Here is a 16,555-nt window from a genome sequence, read left to right on the forward strand (position 1 = left end):
AGGCCAGACCAATCACCAGCCACACGGCATGTTGCGCCGGCAGCTTGCGGCGCCGTATCGAAGCCTTGCCCGTGGCTTGCAAGGCTTGTTCGATCCAGCCCGGGTCGATCAGGGCGCTCAACTCGGCTATCCCATTGGCAGGGAGTGCCTCCAATGTCTCGTTCAGGGTCGTTTGCAGCAGGCTCAAAGTAAAAAGGGAACGTGGTCCATACGTTCCCTTTTTACCTGCCTTCAGCTTCGCTTGGGCTTATCTGACTGGCATTGCGGCAAAGCCGGCCTTTTTGCTGTGGGCGCTGGTCTCAGCTCACATGCTTGCCGATCAGCGAGGCAAGCTCGAACATCGAAACCTGATCCTTGCCGAAGATCAGCTTGAGCTTGGCATCCGCGTTGATGTTGCGCTTGTTGGCCTTGTCCTGCAGGTCGTGCTTTTTGATGTAGACCCAGAGCTTGCTGACGATCTCGGTCCGGGGCAGGGGCGCGGTGCCCACCACGGCAGCCAATGCAGGGCTCGGCGTGAGCGCCTTCATGAACGCGGCATTGGGTGTGCGCTTTGCCGCTGGCGTCTTCTTGGCCGCTGGAGCCTTGGCTGGAGCAGCCTTCTTGGCCGGCGCTTTGGCCGGGACTTTCTTTGCAGTTGCCATGATCTATTCCTTGTCTGGAAGTTGGTTTTATCCTGTGGCCAGCAAGAAAGCAGCCTCTCCGCTGGCTGTGCGCATGCTACTGGAGAAAAAACGCGCCTCCAAGCGAAAACGCACTTTTTCACCCCTCGGATGAAGGGGCGTGGTCGTGTTTTTTTCAGCCGCAAGAGGCGGTGCCATGCGCCAGCGCATGCATCGGCAATTTCATGATGCTCTCATTGTTTTCTCATTGTGAAAAGCGCAAATGCTGCGGCGCATTAAATTTTCTTGATATGAGAGATGAAATTTCACATTGAGGTAATGAGATTGTAGGTTATTGATTTATTTAGAAAAAATATCTAATCTTCTATAAGATATAAGAGGTGGAATGGTCTTGTAGAAGACTTAAAGTTGCGGCATGGACTTGGATGCAGGGATCTGCGCCAAGTCTTCCTCTCATCAACCCTGGAGTGTCAACATGCCGCAAACCATCACTGAACAGTTGAGCCGCGAGCAGCAGATTTCTGCGCTTGAGAAGGAGTGGGCTACCAACCCCCGCTGGAAGGGGGTCAAGCGGGGCTACGGCGCTGCCGACGTGGTGCGGCTGCGTGGATCCTTCCCCATCGAGTACACGCTGGCCCGCCGTGGCGCAGAGAAGCTCTGGAACCTGGTGCACAACGAACCCTACGTCAACTGCCTGGGGGCGTTGACCGGCGGGCAGGCCATGCAGCAGGTCAAGGCGGGCATCAAGGCGATCTACTTGTCAGGTTGGCAGGTTGCGGCGGACAACAACAGCTATGCCGCGATGTATCCGGACCAGTCCCTCTATCCGGTGGACTCGGTTCCCACGGTGGTCGAGCGCATCAACAACACCTTCCGCCGCGCCGACGAGATTCAGTGGTCCAAGGGCGTAAATCCTGGCGACCAGCAGTATGTGGACTACTTTGCTCCCATCGTGGCTGATGCCGAGGCAGGCTTTGGCGGTGTGCTCAACGCATTCGAACTGATGAAGGCCATGATCCGCGCCGGAGCCAGTGGCGTGCATTTCGAGGACCAGTTGGCGTCCGTCAAGAAGTGCGGGCACATGGGGGGCAAGGTCCTGGTGCCGACGCAGGATGCCGTGCAGAAGCTGATTGCCGCACGCATGGCGGCCGACGTGTGCGGAACTCCGACGCTCGTCATCGCCCGTACCGATGCCGAGGCGGCTGATCTCCTCACCAGCGACCATGACGAGAATGACAAGCCCTTCCTGACGGGCGAGCGTACGGCCGAGGGCTTTTACAAGACCCGCAAAGGCATAGACCAGGCCATCTCGCGTGCCATCGCTTATGCGCACTATGCAGACTTGGTGTGGTGTGAAACGGGGACGCCGGATCTGGCGTTCGCCAAGAAGTTTGCCGACGCCGTTCACAAGGTGCATCCTGGCAAGCTTCTGGCCTACAACTGCTCGCCTTCCTTCAATTGGAGGAAGAACCTGGACGACGCGACCATCGCCAAGTTCCAGCGAGAGCTCGGAGCCATGGGCTACAAGTACCAGTTCATCACGCTGGCCGGCATTCATTCGATGTGGTTCAATATGTTCGATCTGGCGCAGGACTACGCGCAGCGCGGCATGTCTGCCTATGTCGAGAAGGTGCAGGAGCCCGAATTTGCGGCGCGCGACCGAGGCTACACGTTCGTGTCGCATCAGCAGGAGGTCGGCACTGGTTACTTCGACGAGGTGACGACCGCCATCCAGGGAGGCAAGTCGAGCGTTACCGCCCTGACGGGGTCGACCGAGGAAGAGCAGTTCCATTGACTGGCGGCGGCGCTGGCGACCGCGTTGCGATGCCAGCGCCCAGTGCCGGGCTTCTCGCGTGCGGGTGCTAAACTTGCCTGCACATTCACCAGCAAGGGCGAGAAAGGCAACTTGGTTATGACACCGCGAACTACGACGGAGATCCGCACCGGCCACTAGCGGCCGAGAGTTCGCGCCTGCACGTTCGATGCATACCTCAAAAGCGCGGGTCTTCCGCGCTTTTTTGTTTTTCTCTCGCATTCACCATGATCCAGATCACGCTTCCCGACAACTCGCAACGCCAGTTCCCCGGCCCGGTGTCCGTCGCCGATGTCGCACACTCGATCGGCGCTGGCCTGGCCAGGATGACCGTTGCCGGCAAGGTGGATGGCGTGCTCGTGGACGCCAGCGACTTGATTGATCACGACGCCAGGCTGCAGATCATCACGCCAAGGGATCAGGAGGGCGTGGAGATCATCCGGCACTCCACCGCCCACTTGGTGGGGCATGCCGTGAAGCAGTTGTATCCGACGGCGAAGATGGTGATCGGCCCCGTGATCGAGGAGGGCTTCTACTACGACATCTCGTACGAGCGCCCCTTCACTCCTGAAGACGTCGCCGCGATCGAGCAGCGCATGAAGGAGTTGATTTCACAGGACTACGACGTCGTCAAGAAGATGACACCGCGCGCCGAGGTCATCGAAGTGTTCCGCTCGCGCGGCGAGGACTACAAGCTGCGCCTGGTGGAGGACATGCCGGATGAAAAGGCCATGGGCCTGTACTACCACCAGGAGTACGTCGACATGTGTCGTGGTCCCCACGTGCCTAACACGCGCTTCCTCAAGAATTTCAAGCTCACCCGCGTATCGGGTGCTTATTGGCGCGGTGATGCCAAGAACGAGCAGTTGCAGCGCATCTACGGCACGGCCTGGGCGGACAAGAAGGATTTGGACGCCTACATCAGGCGCATCGAGGAGGCCGAGAAGCGGGACCACCGCCGCCTCGGTCGGGAGCTGGACCTGTTCCACATCGATGAGCATTCCCCTGGCACGGTGTTCTGGCATCCCAAGGGCTGGACCATCTGGCAGGAGGTGGAGCAGTACATGCGCCGTGTCTACCGCGACAATGGCTATCAGGAGGTGAAGGGGCCGCAGATCCTCGACAAGGGGCTTTGGGAAAAGACCGGTCACTGGGACAAGTATCGCGAGAACATGTTCACAACCGAGAGCGAAAAGCGCGACTATGCGCTCAAGCCCATGAACTGCCCAGGCCACATCCTGATCTTCAATCAGGGTGTAAAGAGCTACCGGGACCTGCCCTTGCGATACGGCGAATTCGGCCAGTGCCATCGAAACGAGCCGACGGGCGGGTTGCACGGCATCATGCGCGTGCGCGCCTTCACTCAGGATGATGGGCACATCTTCTGCACCGAAGACCAGATACAGCAGGAGTGCGCCAATTTCACGGCGCTGCTGCAGCGCGTCTACAAGGATTTCGGCTTCGCGGACATCATCTACAAGGTGGCCACGCGCCCGGAAAAGCGCATTGGTTCGGAGGAGAGCTGGGATAAGGCGGAGCAGGCATTGATGGACAGCTTGCGCGCGTCCGGCTGCGACTTCCAGATCGCGCCTGGAGATGGCGCCTTCTACGGCCCCAAGCTCGAGTACACCCTGCGCGATGCCATCGGGCGCCAGTGGCAGTGCGGCACCATCCAGGTCGATCCATCCATGCCGGAGCGATTGGGGGCGGAGTATGTCGGCGAAGATGGTGCGCGCCATCGCCCGATCATGTTGCACCGTGCGATTGTCGGGAGTCTGGAGCGCTTCATCGGCATGCTGGTTGAGCACCACGCGGGCGCCATGCCGGCGTGGCTTGCACCAGTGCAGGTAGCGGTGCTGAACATCACGGATGCGCAGGCCGACTACTGTCGCGAAATAGCCAAAGCGATGCGGAATCAGGGCTTGAGGGTGGAGTTGGATCTGCGCAACGAAAAGATAACGTATAAAATACGGGAGCACTCGTTGAAGAAGCTGCCGTACATCCTCGTCGTGGGCGACAAGGAAAAGGCGGCTGGCGCTGTCGCAGTGCGCGCTCGGGGCAACAAAGACCTCGGTGCCATGTCTCTCGGAGACTTCATTCAGCAAGTTTCGGGCGATATTGCTCTCAAGAACTGAATCTCGCCAAAGAACGGTTCCTGCGCGTCCATGTGCCGGCTTTTTGCTACAAGTTTTGTAGCGTTTTTTGAAGGATTGAGCCATCGCTACTGAATTTCGTGACCGCCGTCACCGTGAAGAACGCAAGCATCGGTTGAACCGGGAGATCATGGCGCCGGAAGTGCGCCTCTCCGGTCCCGAGAATGAGCCTCTGGGGATCGTGAGCTTGGCCGAGGCCTTGCGCATGGCAGGTGAGCTTGATGTCGACCTGGTCGAGATCGCCGCCACTGCCAATCCGCCAGTGTGCCGTCTCATGGACTATGGCAAGTTCAAGTACCAGGAACAGAAGAAGGCGGCTGAAGCGAAAGCCAAGCAGACGGTCATCGAGATCAAAGAGATCAAGTTCCGTCCAGGCACCGACGATGGCGACTACAACATCAAGATGCGCAACATCCGTCGCTTCTTGGCCGAGGGTGACAAGTGCAAGATTACGCTGCGCTTCCGGGGACGGGAGATCACGCACCAGGAAATCGGCATGGCGCTGCTTCAGCGCATCCGGGAAGAGCTCTCCGACTTGATCGTGATCGAGCAGTTCCCCAAGCTTGAGGGGCGGCAGATGATCATGATGATCGCGCCGAACCGCAAGAAAGTTGCGGCAAAGGCCGCGGAGCCGGCACCGGCGGCCTGAATGACAGTTCATTCCTCGCGCAAGCGGGGGCTGCGGAGAAGCCAGGGCTTCTCCATACAGGGCAGCGGTTGATCCGTCGCCCTGAAAAGTGGCTCGGGGCCATCAAGTCCGTGAAGGTTTCACGGCGCCTCACGAGCACAAGTAAAAGGAGCATTGATATGCCCAAAATGAAAACCAAGAGCAGCGCGAAGAAACGCTTCCGCGTTCGTCCCGGTGGCACCGTCAAGCGCGGTCAAGCCTTCAAGCGTCACATCCTGACCAAGAAGACCACCAAGAACAAGCGCCATCTGCGCGGTTCGGTGTCCGTTCACGAGACCAACATGGTTTCGATGGCCGCGATGCTGCCCGGCATGGGCATTTAATCCAGACGAACAAGGAGTACTCACATGCCTCGCGTCAAACGTGGTGTAACGGCTCGCGCCCGCCACAAGAAGGTTCTTGCCCTTGCCAAGGGCTTCCGCGGTCGTCGCGGCAACGTTTTCCGGATCGCCAAGCAGGCGGTGATGAAGGCTGGGCAATATGCCTACCGTGACCGCCGTACGAAGAAGCGCGTTTTCCGTCAGCTCTGGATCGCCCGTATCAACGCGGCGGCCCGTGAACTGGGGCTGACCTACAGTCAGTTTGCCAACGGCCTGAAGAAGGCCTCTATCGAGATCGACCGCAAGATGCTGGCTGACCTCGCCGTGCATGACAAGGCTGCATTTGGCAGCATCGTGGAACAAGTCAAGGCCAAGCTGGCAGCTTGATGTTCGACGGCGGTCTGCGGCATGTTTTTGCCGTGGTCTGTGCACCAGAAACAAGGGCTAGGGCTTGCACAAGCACTAGCCCTTTTTCATTTCACAAGAGACTTTATGAACGAGTTGGAAGCCCTGGTTCGCAGCGCGCAGACGAGCTTTGCGGACGCTGCGACACCCGCTGATCTGGAGAATGCCAAAGCGCTGTTCCTGGGCAAGTCCGGCCGCATCACCGAGTTGATGAAGGGCCTGGCTGCGCTCCCCGTGGAGGAGAAGAAAACGCGTGGGGCGGTCATCAATACCGCAAAGCAGGCCATCGAAGCCGCGCTCAATGCCCGTCGGCAAGCCCTCGCCGATGAAGAACTAGACCGGCAACTCAAGGCCGAGGCGCTGGACGTGAGTCTGCCTGGACGGCGGCGAGGCGAGGGTGGCCTGCACCCGGTTTCGCTGACACTGGAGCGGATCGAGGGCATCTTCGGCTCCATGGGCTTTGTGGTTGCTGACGGCCCTGAGATCGAGACGGACTGGTTCAACTTCACCGCGCTCAATACGCCCGAGGATCATCCGGCGCGGTCGATGCACGATACCTTCTATGTGGAGGGCGGCAGCGAGGCGTCTCCGCTGTTGTTGCGCACGCATACCAGCCCGATGCAGATCCGCCATGCAGTGCAGCACGTCAAGCGCTATCGGGCGCTGATCGACGCAGGTCAGGCCATGCCGGAGATCCGGGTGATCGCGCCGGGCCGCACCTATCGGGTGGACAGCGATGCCACCCATTCGCCGATGTTCCACCAGTGCGAGGGCCTGTGGGTTGGAGAGAACGTGAGCTTCAAAGACCTGAAGGTCGTTTTCACCGACTTCTGCCGTGCGTTTTTCGAGTCCGATGATCTGGTGCTGCGGTTCCGTCCCAGCTTCTTCCCTTTCACCGAGCCCAGCGCGGAAATCGATATCCAATTCCAGTCAGGGCCGAATGCAGGTCACTGGCTGGAAGTCTCGGGCGCGGGGCAGGTTCATCCGAATGTCATACGCAACATGGGCCTGGACCCCGAGCGCTTCATCGGATTTGCCTTTGGCATGGGCCCCGATCGTCTCACCATGCTGCGCTACGGGGTCAACGATCTGCGCCTTTTCTTCGATGGAGACATCCGCTTCCTGCGCCAGTTCCAGTAGATCGACATCATCAGAACGAATATTCGAGAACGAGAAAATGCAATTTCCGGAATCCTGGCTGCGCGAGTTTTGCAATCCTCCGTTGGATACGCAGGCGTTGGCCAATACGCTGACCATGGCGGGTCTCGAGGTGGAGGATCTGCGTCCCGTCGCTTCGCGCTTCAGCAAGGTCGTGGTGGGAGAGATCCTCGAAGCCCTTCAGCATCCGAATGCGGATCGTCTGCGGGTCTGCCGGGTGGATGCGGGTCAAGGTAGCCCGCTCAGCATCGTTTGCGGCGCTCCCAATGCACGTGCTGGCATCAAGGTGCCCTGTGCCCTGGTAGGCGCGGAATTGCCGCCCGGCGAAGATGGCAAGCCATTCCTGATCAAGGTTGGCAAGCTGCGCGGCGTGGAGAGCTTCGGGATGCTGTGTTCTGCGCGCGAACTGCAGCTCGGCGAGGCGAATGAGGGCTTGCTGGAGCTAGCCGCCGATGCGCCGGTGGGGACGGATATCCGCAGCTGGCTGAGTCTGGATGACACACTTTTCACGCTCAAGCTCACACCCAACCTGGCGCATTGCCTGAGCGTTCACGGCGTTGCGCGCGAACTCGCAGCCCTGACCGGTACCCCGCTGAAGGCTCTTCAGTTTCCGTCGGTGAAGGTAGTGCACGACCAGCAAGTGCCGGTGCAGGTGCTGGCACCTGATCTGTGCGGTCGCTTCTCGGGTCGTGTGGTGCGCGGAGTCAATCCGCGCGCGGCGACACCAGCATGGATGGTGGACCGACTCGCGCGCTGTGGCCAGCGTAGCGTCTCCCCCTTGGTCGATATCTCGAACTACGTGATGTTCGAGTTGGGCCAGCCTTCGCATATCTTCGATCTCGACAAGCTGCGGGGCGGTCTATGCGTGCGCTGGGGCCAAGCAGGGGAGCAGTTGAGGCTGCTCAATGGCAATACCGTCGCATTGGACGAGAAGGTCGGGGTGATCGCAGATGAGGCGCAGGTCGAGTCGCTGGCCGGCATCATGGGCGGAGACGCCACCGCCGTGTCGGATGCAACCACCAACATCTACATCGAAGCTGCGTTCTGGTACCCCGGCGCTGTTGCGGGGCGCTCGCGCCGCTTCAATTTCTCGACTGAAGCGGGACACCGTTTCGAGCGAGGCGTGGACCCGGGGCGGACCGTTGAGTACCTCGAGCGCGTCACAGCACTGGTGCTGGAGATTTGCGGCGGCGAAGCCGGCCCCGTGACGGACCTGCAGTCGAACCTGCCGGTTGCCCGGCCGGTAACGCTGCGCGCAGCACGTGCGGCTAAGGTAATCGGCATGCCGCTGACACTGAAGCAGTGCGCAGATGCCCTCACGGCCCTTGGCCTGCCCGTAGCGCTGGGCGAAGGAGCATTGACCGTCACGCCGCCATCCTGGCGTTTCGATCTTTCGCTTGAAGAGGACCTCATCGAGGAGGTCGCGCGCATGGTGGGGTACGAGAACCTGCCGACCACGCCGCCATTGGCGCCGATCACCCCGCGGCTGCGTGCAGAGTCGCAGCGAAGTCCCTACGCCGTCCGGCGCGCACTGGCCGCTCTCGGCTACCAGGAGACGATCAACTTCAGTTTCGTCGAAGAGCGCTGGGAGCGGGAACTGGCGGGCAACGACCGGCCGATTCAGCTCCTGAATCCGATTGCGAGTCACATGAGCGTGATGCGCTCTTCCCTGCTCGGTTCCTTGCTGCAGGTGTTGAAGTTCAATCTGGATCGCAAGGCCTCGCGCGTGCGAGTCTTTGAGTGCGGCCGGGTGTTTTTGCGCAATGCGTCGGTACCGAACAGCGACACCACTGTTCAGGGCTTCGACCAACCCATGCGGCTGGCGGGGGCCGTACATGGTACCGCCGATGTACTGCAATGGGGGCGCCCCGAAGCCACTGTCGATTTCTTCGATGTCAAGGGCGATGTGGAGGCGCTGTTGGCCCCAGCCTTGCCGGTGTTCGAACCATGCGAGCATCCTGCACTGCATCCGGGCCGTTGTGCACGTGTGCTGCTCGAGGGCAACGCCATTGGTCACATTGGGGAACTACATCCCCGTTGGCGACAGGCCTACGGGTTTTCGCAGGCGCCCGTGCTGTTCGAGTTGGAGCTTTCCGCCGTTTTGCAGCGTCGGATCCCGGTGCCGCGTCCGGTTGAGAAGCAGCAGGACGTCGAGCGCGACATTGCAGTGGTAGTGGCGGAATCCGTGACGCATGCCCAGGTGCAGTCCGCCGCGCGTGCCGCCGCGGTAGGCGGTGTGCTGCGCGATATCACGCTTTTCGATGTTTATCGCCCAAAGCCTGGCAAGACGGAGTCTGCAACCAGCACTTTGGCTGAAGGAGAGAAGAGCCTGGCACTGAGGCTCGTCCTCAATGGCGGTGATGCTGCACTGGACGAGTCGCGCATCGATGCAGCCGTGCGGGCCGTATTGGCGGCTTTGGCAGACCAGGTCGGCGCCCGGCTTCGTTCCTGAGGAGCAGCAAATGGAGGATGACAAGATGCTATCGGTCGAGAGCCTTGAAATGCCGGCTTTGACCAAGGCGCAATTGGCCGAACTCCTGTTCGACCAGATCGGACTCAACAAGCGCGAATCCAAGGACATGATCGACGCCTTCTTCGATCTCGTGTCCTGCCGGCTGGTTGAGGGAGAGGATGTGAAACTGTCGGGTTTCGGCAATTTCCAGATCCGGATCAAGGCGCCGCGCCCCGGTCGCAACCCGCGCACTGGTGAGTCGATCCCCATCCAGGCGCGGCGGGTCGTGACTTTCCATGCCAGTCACAAGCTCAAGGAGCGGATTCAGGGTTGAGAGATGGTGTAGATGAACGCACGATGCCCGTTTGGGCACGCCGGATTCATCCACACCTTCCGAGGCGTGGCACGCGATGCGCCTCTGAGCGTCTTCTTCTTCATGCAAGCGGAGAGTTGGGGTACGCTTCGGCGCTTGCTTTGCCTCGCTGTGAATCCATGGTCAAACCGCTCCCTTCCATTCCTGCCAAGCGCTACTTCACGATCGGCGAAGTAGGTGACCTGTGCGACGTAAAGCCGCACGTGCTACGCTATTGGGAGCAGGAGTTTGCCCAACTGCGACCCATGAAGCGCCGAGGCAATCGGCGCTACTACCAGCGTCATGAGGTGCTCATGATCCGTCGCATACGGGATCTGCTGTACGACGAAGGTTTCACCATCAGCGGGGCCCGCAGCAAGCTGCAAGAGTGGATGCAGGCGGAGCGGAGCGGCGCGCGGTCCGGAGCGCAGGATGTCGAGGAGGAATTCGCATGCTGGACTGTGCCGACGTCTGAGCCGCACGCGCCTGCTCGCGAGCATCGCTCGTCGCCTGAGGCTTGGCTGCACGAACTACCTGCACTCCGAAAGGAATTGTTCGAAATTCGAGAGTTGCTGGCAGTCTCGGATTGATTCCAGCTTATACTATGAGGCTTGTCGGCGTGTAGCGCAGCCTGGTAGCGCACTTGCATGGGGTGCAAGGGGTCGCGAGTTCGAATCCCGCCACGCCGACCATGTTTTCCTGAATAAGAAAACGGGTTACGACCAAAAGTCGTAACCCGTTTTTCTTTTCTCCAAGATGTTGAGCCGGTCGTACGACTAAGGCACGCTGATGATCGATGGCTTCGCGCATCGTCACTTGACGCGCTGCTTCTCCAGCTTTCTTGCCAGCGTACGGCGATGCATTCCAAGACGTCGTGCCGTCTCGGAAATATTGAAGCCTGTTTCTGCCAGTGTTTCGTGGATCCTCTCCCATTCCAGGGTCTTGATCGAGGTGGCGCGGTTGGTCAATTCAACTTCCGTGTTGCCCATGGATCGACCAAATGCAGCTTCTATGTCGTCCGTGTTGGAGGGTTTTGCCAGATAGTGGCGGGCGCCCAACTTGATGGCTTCGACAGCCGTGGCAATGCTGGCAAAACCGGTCAGCACCACGATCAGCATGTGCGGGTCATGCGCGTGCAGAGCCTGCACGCATGCAAGCCCTGAGGCATCGCCGTTCAGCTTGAGGTCGACCACCGCGTAGCCGGGGGAGTGGTCCCGCAGACAGTGCGTCACGTCGTCCAGGCTGGCCGCCAATGCCACCGTGTAGCCGCGCCTTTCGAATGAGCGGCCGAGGGTGCGTGCGAACGCAGCGTCGTCCTCGACGATCAGCAGCAGGCGATCAGCTTGCATGTCCTTCATCTTCCTCGAGGGTAATGGCCGACAGCGGCAGCGTGATGGTGACACGGGCACCGCCTTCCGGGCGATTACACGCTGTCACGCTGCCGCCCAGCGTGCGTGCCACGTTGACCGCCAGGAACAGCCCTAGTCCTCCGCCTGGCCGGCCTTTGCTCGACTGGTAGGGTTTGCCGAACTGCCCGAGCATGCCGGGCGCGAAGCCAGGTCCTTGATCCGTGACCGTCAGCTTCAGCGTTTCGGCGTCTCTTGAGGCTTCAAGACGCATGCCGCCGGGCGAGGCCTCCAGTGCATTGTCCAGTACGTTGCAGATCATCTGCTTCAGGGCGGAGTCGGAGACCATGGGCAGATCGTGGCCGAAGCTGTTTTCATAGCTGAAGGCGACTACCGGCCGGGTTGCTTTCCAATCCTCTACCAGGTCATCGAGGAAGGTGCAGATGCTCGTTTCCTCGGAAGACTCTCCTCGCGCCTCGCCGGCTGACAGCAAGATGCCGCTCACGATTGACTTGCAGCGTTGTACCTGCGCCTGCATCTCCGTGACTTCCTGCAGGAGTTCGGGGTCTGAACTGAAATGGGGAAGATGCCGCCAGTCGCCCAGAATCACGGCAAGGGTTGCCAGGGGGGTGCCCAGTTCGTGCGCAGCGCCAGATGCGAGGAGGCCCATGCGCACGATATGTTCTTCCTCTGCTGCGCGCTGGCGCAAGTCCGCCAGACGAGCATCGCGCTCGCGCAGGTTGCGGTTGATGCGCGTGATGAAAATCACCAGCAATGCGGCGTTCAGTGCGAAGCAGATCAGCGTGCCCTGGATGTAGAGGCTTTGGAGCCCGCGATCATGATCTGGCGGCAATGCCAGCGGTCGCCCGAACAAGGCCAGTCCAACTAGGCAGGCAGCGGTGATCGCGACCATGGTCCAGGTGGACCAGTGCTTGAGAAGCACGGCGCCCAACGTGACCTGCAGCAGATAGAGAAACGTGAACGGGTTGGTCGCGCCGCCGCTGAGATAGAGCTGGGCCGTCAGCATGCCAACGTCCACCAGCAGTGCGAGGAAGAGCTCCCCATTGGTCACCTCGCGTCGACTGCGATAGCGCAGTTGGCTGGCGACGTTGAAGGCAGCAAGGCCGGCCAGCAGCGTCAACATGTGGTTGAGCGGCAGGCGAATGCCAAAGCCGTAGTGTGCGACCTCGATCGTGACAACCTGCCCGACGACCGCAATCCAGCGCAACTGGATCAGTTGCAGCATGTTCTTCAGCCCCGTCGCGTCATCGAGCCGCGCAGCACTGCTGGGCGCAGGCTGCTGCGCCACGGCCTCCATCGCTTCAGTCCTGGGTGGCAGTTCCGCGTCAGTCATCGATAGCATCCTGTGGGGCACTGTCACGATGCCGTCGCTGCCACTCCTCGCGTCCGAAGCGCCATGCTGCGGCAGCAACCACCAGGGCCAGGACATACCAAGTGATGGCGTAGACCAGATGGTTGTTGTGAAAGGCGATGACCGTCAGACCCCCTGCAGGGGCGGCTGGTGTCTCCGCTGCGTTGGCAGGTGTCATGCCGGCGTCCGCATCAAGGAAGTAGGGCGCGACGTTGGTGAGTCCGCGCGCTCGGGCGATGGCCTGGACGTCGCGCGAGTACCAACGGTCTGCTGCTGGATCATTCCGGCGCAGGAAGCCGCCCCCCGGCTCCGTCATGCGCAGCAGGCCAGTAATGGAGGACTCGTGCTGGGCCTGGCGCGTGGCATGGGTCACAGCATCCCGGTGCTCGGGCGGACTGAATCCCTGGTTGACGATTACGATGCTTCCGTCCTGCATGCGAAGCGGTACCAACACCCAGAAACCGCTTCCGCGCGCGGTGGCGGCCGGCACCAGCGTTACGTGCTCTGGAAGAAAGGTCCCGGTGAGCCGCAGGTGCCGATACTCGTCGTCGGCAGCGTTCACGTGTGCCCAGCGGTCTGGAGCAGGCGGCGAGGCGGGAGGGGCGTGCACACGCTGGTCTACCCGATTGATGAGGTCGAGCTTCCAAGCCCGGCGCTCGAGCTGCCAACTGCCCAGGGCGGCAAAACCGGCAAAGAGCAGGGCTGCACATGCGGCCCAGATGAACAAAGAGGCGGCCGAGCGCAAACCGCGCTCAGCAGCCTCCGCTTCGTGGTCGCCCGATTGAGTCAAGGCATGTTCTTCATGTCGTGTACCGACATGGGCATCATGTTGTGGTTCAGGTGGTACATCACCCACAACGAACCGCTCAAGGTGATCACCACGATGACGACGGTGAAGACCAGGGCCAGCATGTTCCAGCCGCCTTCGGAGCGGGTGTTCATGTGCAAGAAGTACACCATGTGCACGACGATCTGCACGGCAGCAAAGCCCAGTATTACCGTCGCCGTTGTGCTGGAAGAGTCGAACACCTTGCCCATCACCAGCCAGAACGGGATCGCCGTCAGGATCACCGACAGGATGAAGCCCGTCAGGTAGCCCTTCAAGGTGCTGTGGCTGGCGCCGTCGTCGTGATCATGAGCGTGGTCGTGGGTATCGTGAGAAGTCTCGGTCTGCGCGCTCATGGCAGCACTCCCATCAGGTACACAAAGGTAAAGACACCGATCCAGACCACGTCCAGAAAGTGCCAGAACATGGACAGGCACATGAGACGCCGGCGGTTTTCTGCGATCAGTCCATGCCGCGAGAGTTGCACCATCAGCGTGACCAGCCAGATGATGCCAAAGGCCACGTGCAGGCCATGCGTGCCGACCAGAGCGAAGAAGGACGACAGGAAGGCGCTGCGCTGGGGGCCAGCGCCGACATGGATCAGGTGAGCGAACTCGTACAGTTCCAGGCCGATGAAAGCCGCGCCCAACAAGCCGGTGACGGCCAGCCAGGACAGCGTTGGCCGCAGGCGCTTCTTCTGCATCTCCAGCATCGCAAAGCCGTAGGTGATGGAGGACAGAAGCAGCATCGACGTGTTCAGCGCGACCAGCGGCAGGTCGAACAGATCTGCTCCGGAAGGGCCCGCGGCATAGCTGCGTCCCTGCACCGCGTAGACGGCGAACAGGCAGGCAAAGATGAGGCAGTCGCTCATCAGGTACAGCCAGAAGCCCAGCAGAGTGCCGTTCTCTACATGATGTTCCTTGGTTTCATGGAAAACCGGAGTGCCAGGAGCGCCCGGGGCGCCGGCAGGGAAGGGGGCGGTGATATCAGACATGGCTGGCCAGCAGTCGGGTGCGATCGGCTTCGGTGCGGACCACCTGATCCGCCGGGATGTAGTAGTCGCGCTTGTAGTTGAAGGTGTGGCCGACAGTCACGGCCAGAATGACGAAGAAGGTGAGCACGGCAAGCGCCCACATATGCCAGATCAGTGCAAAGCCAAGCACAGCGCTGAGCCCAGCCAGCACGATGCCGGCGCCGGTGTTCTTCGGCATGTGGATCGGGAGGAACCCCGCTTGCGGCCGCACGTAGCCGCGCTGCTTCATATCCCACCACGCATCATTGTCATGAACACGGGGCGTGAATGCGAAGTTGTAGGCCGGAGGCGGTGACGAAGTGGACCACTCCAGCGTGCGGCCATCCCATGGGTCGCCCGTGGTGTCGCGCAGAGACTCGCGACGCAAGAAGCTGACCACCAGTTGGATGACGAAGCACAGGATGCCGAGAGCCACCAGGAAGGCGCCGAAGGCGGCAATCTGGAACCAGATCTGCAGGGACGGATCCTCGAAGTGGCTCATGCGGCGGGTGACGCCCATCAGGCCCAGCACATAGAGCGGCATGAAGGCGAACCAGAAACCCGTGAGCCAAAACCAGAACGAGCATTTGCCCCAGAACGGATCGAGCTTGTAGCCGAAGGCTTTCGGAAACCAGTAGGTGATGCCGGCAAAGATGCCGAACACCACGCCACCGATGATCACATTGTGGAAGTGCGCGATCAGGAACAGGCTGTTGTGCAGCACGAAGTCCGCCGGAGGCACGGCCAGCAGCACCCCCGTCATGCCACCGACGACGAATGTGATCATGAAGCCTATGGTCCAGAGCATGGGCACTTCGAAGCGGATGCGGCCGCGATACATGGTGAAGAGCCAGTTGAAGATCTTCGCCCCGGTGGGAATCGAGATGATCATGGTCGTGATACCGAAGAAGGAGTTCACGCTCGCGCCCGATCCCATGGTGAAGAAGTGGTGCAGCCAGACCAGATAGGAGAGGATGGTGATCACCAGCGTCGCGTACACCATGGACGCATAGCCGAACAGGCGTTTGCGGCTGAAGGTGGATACCACTTCCGAGAACACGCCGAACAAGGGCAGTATCAGGATGTATACCTCCGGGTGGCCCCAGATCCAGATCAGGTTCACGTACATCATCGGGTTACCCCCGAAGTCATTCGTGAAGAAGTTGGTCCCTGCATAGCGGTCGAGCGACAGCAGCGCGAGCACTGCCGTCAGGACCGGGAAGGCCGCCACGATCAGGATATTGGTGCACAGTGACGTCCAGGTGAACACCGGCATGCGCATCAGCTTCATGCCTGGCGCGCGCATCTTCACGATCGTGGCGATCAGGTTGATGCCTGACAGCAAGGTGCCGATGCCCGCGATCTGCAGGGACCAGATGTAGTAATCGACGCCCACATCCGGGCTGTACAGGATGCCGGAGAGTGGCGGATACGCCAGCCAGCCGGTGCGGGCGAACTCGCCGACGAACAGCGACATCATCACCAGCGCGGCACCGCTGGCCGTCATCCAGAAACTGAAGTTGTTGAGAAAAGGGAAGGCGACGTCGCGTGCACCGATCTGCAGTGGCACGACGAAGTTCATGAGGCCGGTGACCAGCGGCATGGCCACGAAGAAGATCATGATCACGCCATGGGCCGTGAAGATCTGGTCATAGTGGTGCGGCGGCAGAAATCCCGTCGAGTCGCCAAAGGCAATGGCCTGCTGCAGCCGCATCATCAGCGCGTCGGCAAAGCCGCGCAGCAGCATCACCAAGCCCAGCACTATGTACATGATGCCGATCTTCTTGTGATCGATGCTCGTCAGCCACTCGCGCCACAGGTAGCCCCAGGCGCGGAAATAGGTCAGGGCGCCGACGAGCGCCAGGCCGCCCAGTGCAACGGCGATGAAAGTCACGAGCAGGATGGGTTCGTGATACGGGATCGCCTCCCAGGTGAGGCGGCCGAAGATGAGCTTCGTAAGGTCGATATGGTCGAACATCGTAGGTCCGGGGAGCAAGAGTGACGCGGGGCAACGCAGCGGGGATGACAGCGAAGGGCT

General features: G+C 60.7%; 17 protein-coding genes and 1 tRNA gene. 10 read left to right on the forward strand and 8 right to left on the reverse strand.

Features of this window, described 5'->3' with window-relative positions:
• Nucleotides 1–187 (reverse strand): transposase domain-containing protein (locus JHD63_RS03725; RefSeq protein WP_198969315.1); only part of this gene is annotated, 187 nt, incomplete at its 3' end.
• A 112-nt stretch (nucleotides 188–299) separates the two neighbouring features.
• On the reverse strand, nucleotides 300–641 hold the full coding sequence (locus JHD63_RS03730; protein WP_198969317.1) for an SWIB/MDM2 domain-containing protein: 342 nt from the start codon (nucleotides 639–641) through the stop codon (nucleotides 300–302).
• Between the two features lie 454 nt (nucleotides 642–1,095).
• On the opposite strand from JHD63_RS03730, the gene aceA reads away from it, so the two are divergent.
• From aceA to JHD63_RS03780, 10 genes are all read left to right on the forward strand, one after another.
• Nucleotides 1,096–2,415, forward strand: coding sequence for an isocitrate lyase (gene aceA / locus JHD63_RS03735; RefSeq protein WP_198969319.1), 1,320 nt, complete (start codon nucleotides 1,096–1,098; stop codon nucleotides 2,413–2,415).
• Nucleotides 2,416–2,660: 245 nt separating this feature from the next.
• Nucleotides 2,661–4,568 carry a threonine--tRNA ligase gene (gene thrS, locus JHD63_RS03740; protein WP_198969320.1) on the forward strand — a complete coding sequence of 636 codons (1,908 nt, stop codon included), beginning with the start codon at nucleotides 2,661–2,663 and terminating at the stop codon, nucleotides 4,566–4,568.
• An 82-nt stretch (nucleotides 4,569–4,650) separates the two neighbouring features.
• Nucleotides 4,651–5,235, forward strand: coding sequence for a translation initiation factor IF-3 (gene infC / locus JHD63_RS03745; protein WP_198969389.1), 585 nt, complete (start codon nucleotides 4,651–4,653; stop codon nucleotides 5,233–5,235).
• A 158-nt stretch (nucleotides 5,236–5,393) separates the two neighbouring features.
• Nucleotides 5,394–5,597: a 50S ribosomal protein L35 gene (gene rpmI / locus JHD63_RS03750; protein ID WP_198969323.1), complete on the forward strand. Its 204-nt coding sequence runs from the start codon at nucleotides 5,394–5,396 to the stop codon at nucleotides 5,595–5,597.
• A 24-nt stretch (nucleotides 5,598–5,621) separates the two neighbouring features.
• Nucleotides 5,622–5,981 (forward strand): 50S ribosomal protein L20, encoded by a 360-nt coding sequence (rplT, locus tag JHD63_RS03755; protein ID WP_005795139.1) that lies wholly within the window; start codon nucleotides 5,622–5,624, stop codon nucleotides 5,979–5,981.
• Between the two features lie 105 nt (nucleotides 5,982–6,086).
• Entirely contained in the window at nucleotides 6,087–7,139 is a 1,053-nt protein-coding gene (gene pheS / locus JHD63_RS03760; protein ID WP_198969325.1) for a phenylalanine--tRNA ligase subunit alpha, read from the forward strand.
• 37 nt (nucleotides 7,140–7,176) lie between these two features.
• Nucleotides 7,177–9,609 carry a phenylalanine--tRNA ligase subunit beta gene (gene pheT, locus JHD63_RS03765; RefSeq protein ID WP_198969391.1) on the forward strand — a complete coding sequence of 811 codons (2,433 nt, stop codon included), beginning with the start codon at nucleotides 7,177–7,179 and terminating at the stop codon, nucleotides 9,607–9,609.
• A 10-nt stretch (nucleotides 9,610–9,619) separates the two neighbouring features.
• Nucleotides 9,620–9,943: an integration host factor subunit alpha gene (locus tag JHD63_RS03770; protein WP_233167571.1), complete on the forward strand. Its 324-nt coding sequence runs from the start codon at nucleotides 9,620–9,622 to the stop codon at nucleotides 9,941–9,943.
• Nucleotides 9,944–10,101: 158 nt separating this feature from the next.
• Complete coding sequence (locus tag JHD63_RS03775; protein ID WP_198969326.1) at nucleotides 10,102–10,551, forward strand: MerR family transcriptional regulator; 450 nt, start codon at nucleotides 10,102–10,104, stop codon at nucleotides 10,549–10,551.
• A 25-nt stretch (nucleotides 10,552–10,576) separates the two neighbouring features.
• Nucleotides 10,577–10,653: transfer RNA gene (locus JHD63_RS03780), tRNA-Pro, on the forward strand.
• A 120-nt stretch (nucleotides 10,654–10,773) separates the two neighbouring features.
• Here JHD63_RS03780 and JHD63_RS03785 read toward each other — a convergent pair.
• The 6 genes from JHD63_RS03785 to cyoB are packed head-to-tail and all read right to left on the reverse strand — an operon-like array spanning nucleotide 10,774 to nucleotide 16,495.
• Nucleotides 10,774–11,310, reverse strand: a complete 537-nt coding sequence (locus JHD63_RS03785) for a response regulator transcription factor (RefSeq protein WP_198969327.1) — start codon at nucleotides 11,308–11,310, stop codon at nucleotides 10,774–10,776.
• Nucleotides 11,300–12,661, reverse strand: a complete 1,362-nt coding sequence (locus JHD63_RS03790; protein WP_370590386.1) for an ATP-binding protein — start codon at nucleotides 12,659–12,661, stop codon at nucleotides 11,300–11,302. Before JHD63_RS03790 ends, JHD63_RS03785 begins: the two co-directional genes overlap by 11 nt.
• A complete protein-coding gene (locus tag JHD63_RS03795; protein WP_370590387.1) occupies nucleotides 12,654–13,469 on the reverse strand; it encodes an SURF1 family protein in 816 nt (271 codons plus the stop codon). The genes JHD63_RS03790 and JHD63_RS03795 overlap by 8 nt, the downstream gene beginning before the upstream one ends.
• Nucleotides 13,466–13,861 carry a cytochrome o ubiquinol oxidase subunit IV gene (cyoD, locus tag JHD63_RS03800; protein WP_198969328.1) on the reverse strand — a complete coding sequence of 132 codons (396 nt, stop codon included), beginning with the start codon at nucleotides 13,859–13,861 and terminating at the stop codon, nucleotides 13,466–13,468. The genes JHD63_RS03795 and cyoD overlap by 4 nt, the downstream gene beginning before the upstream one ends.
• Nucleotides 13,858–14,499 carry a cytochrome o ubiquinol oxidase subunit III gene (gene cyoC / locus JHD63_RS03805; protein ID WP_198969329.1) on the reverse strand — a complete coding sequence of 214 codons (642 nt, stop codon included), beginning with the start codon at nucleotides 14,497–14,499 and terminating at the stop codon, nucleotides 13,858–13,860. The genes cyoD and cyoC overlap by 4 nt, the downstream gene beginning before the upstream one ends.
• Nucleotides 14,492–16,495 (reverse strand): cytochrome o ubiquinol oxidase subunit I, encoded by a 2,004-nt coding sequence (gene cyoB, locus JHD63_RS03810; protein ID WP_198969330.1) that lies wholly within the window; start codon nucleotides 16,493–16,495, stop codon nucleotides 14,492–14,494. Before cyoB ends, cyoC begins: the two co-directional genes overlap by 8 nt.
• Between the last annotated feature and the right edge of the window lie 60 nt (nucleotides 16,496–16,555).

The organism is Xylophilus sp. ASV27 (assembly GCF_016428875.1).
In the GTDB taxonomy this organism is placed as follows: Bacteria; Pseudomonadota; Gammaproteobacteria; order Burkholderiales; family Burkholderiaceae_C; genus Xylophilus.

Bases quoted from the DNA above. Each gene is read 5' to 3' on its own strand.
- JHD63_RS03770 (WP_233167571.1), top strand. From the start codon at position 9,620: ATGGAGGATGACAAGATGCTATCGGTCGAGAGCCTTGAAATGCCGGCT.
- JHD63_RS03785 (WP_198969327.1), bottom strand. From the start codon at position 11,310: ATGCAAGCTGATCGCCTGCTGCTGATCGTCGAGGACGACGCTGCGTTC.
- aceA (WP_198969319.1), top strand. From the start codon at position 1,096: ATGCCGCAAACCATCACTGAACAGTTGAGCCGCGAGCAGCAGATTTCT.
- rpmI (WP_198969323.1), top strand. From the start codon at position 5,394: ATGCCCAAAATGAAAACCAAGAGCAGCGCGAAGAAACGCTTCCGCGTT.
- JHD63_RS03775 (WP_198969326.1), top strand. From the start codon at position 10,102: ATGGTCAAACCGCTCCCTTCCATTCCTGCCAAGCGCTACTTCACGATC.
- thrS (WP_198969320.1), top strand. From the start codon at position 2,661: ATGATCCAGATCACGCTTCCCGACAACTCGCAACGCCAGTTCCCCGGC.
- pheT (WP_198969391.1), top strand. From the start codon at position 7,177: ATGCAATTTCCGGAATCCTGGCTGCGCGAGTTTTGCAATCCTCCGTTG.
- cyoD (WP_198969328.1), bottom strand. From the start codon at position 13,861: ATGAGCGCGCAGACCGAGACTTCTCACGATACCCACGACCACGCTCAT.
- cyoB (WP_198969330.1), bottom strand. From the start codon at position 16,495: ATGTTCGACCATATCGACCTTACGAAGCTCATCTTCGGCCGCCTCACC.
- rplT (WP_005795139.1), top strand. From the start codon at position 5,622: ATGCCTCGCGTCAAACGTGGTGTAACGGCTCGCGCCCGCCACAAGAAG.
- pheS (WP_198969325.1), top strand. From the start codon at position 6,087: ATGAACGAGTTGGAAGCCCTGGTTCGCAGCGCGCAGACGAGCTTTGCG.
- cyoC (WP_198969329.1), bottom strand. From the start codon at position 14,499: ATGTCTGATATCACCGCCCCCTTCCCTGCCGGCGCCCCGGGCGCTCCT.
- JHD63_RS03790 (WP_370590386.1), bottom strand. From the start codon at position 12,661: ATGACTGACGCGGAACTGCCACCCAGGACTGAAGCGATGGAGGCCGTG.
- JHD63_RS03730 (WP_198969317.1), bottom strand. From the start codon at position 641: ATGGCAACTGCAAAGAAAGTCCCGGCCAAAGCGCCGGCCAAGAAGGCT.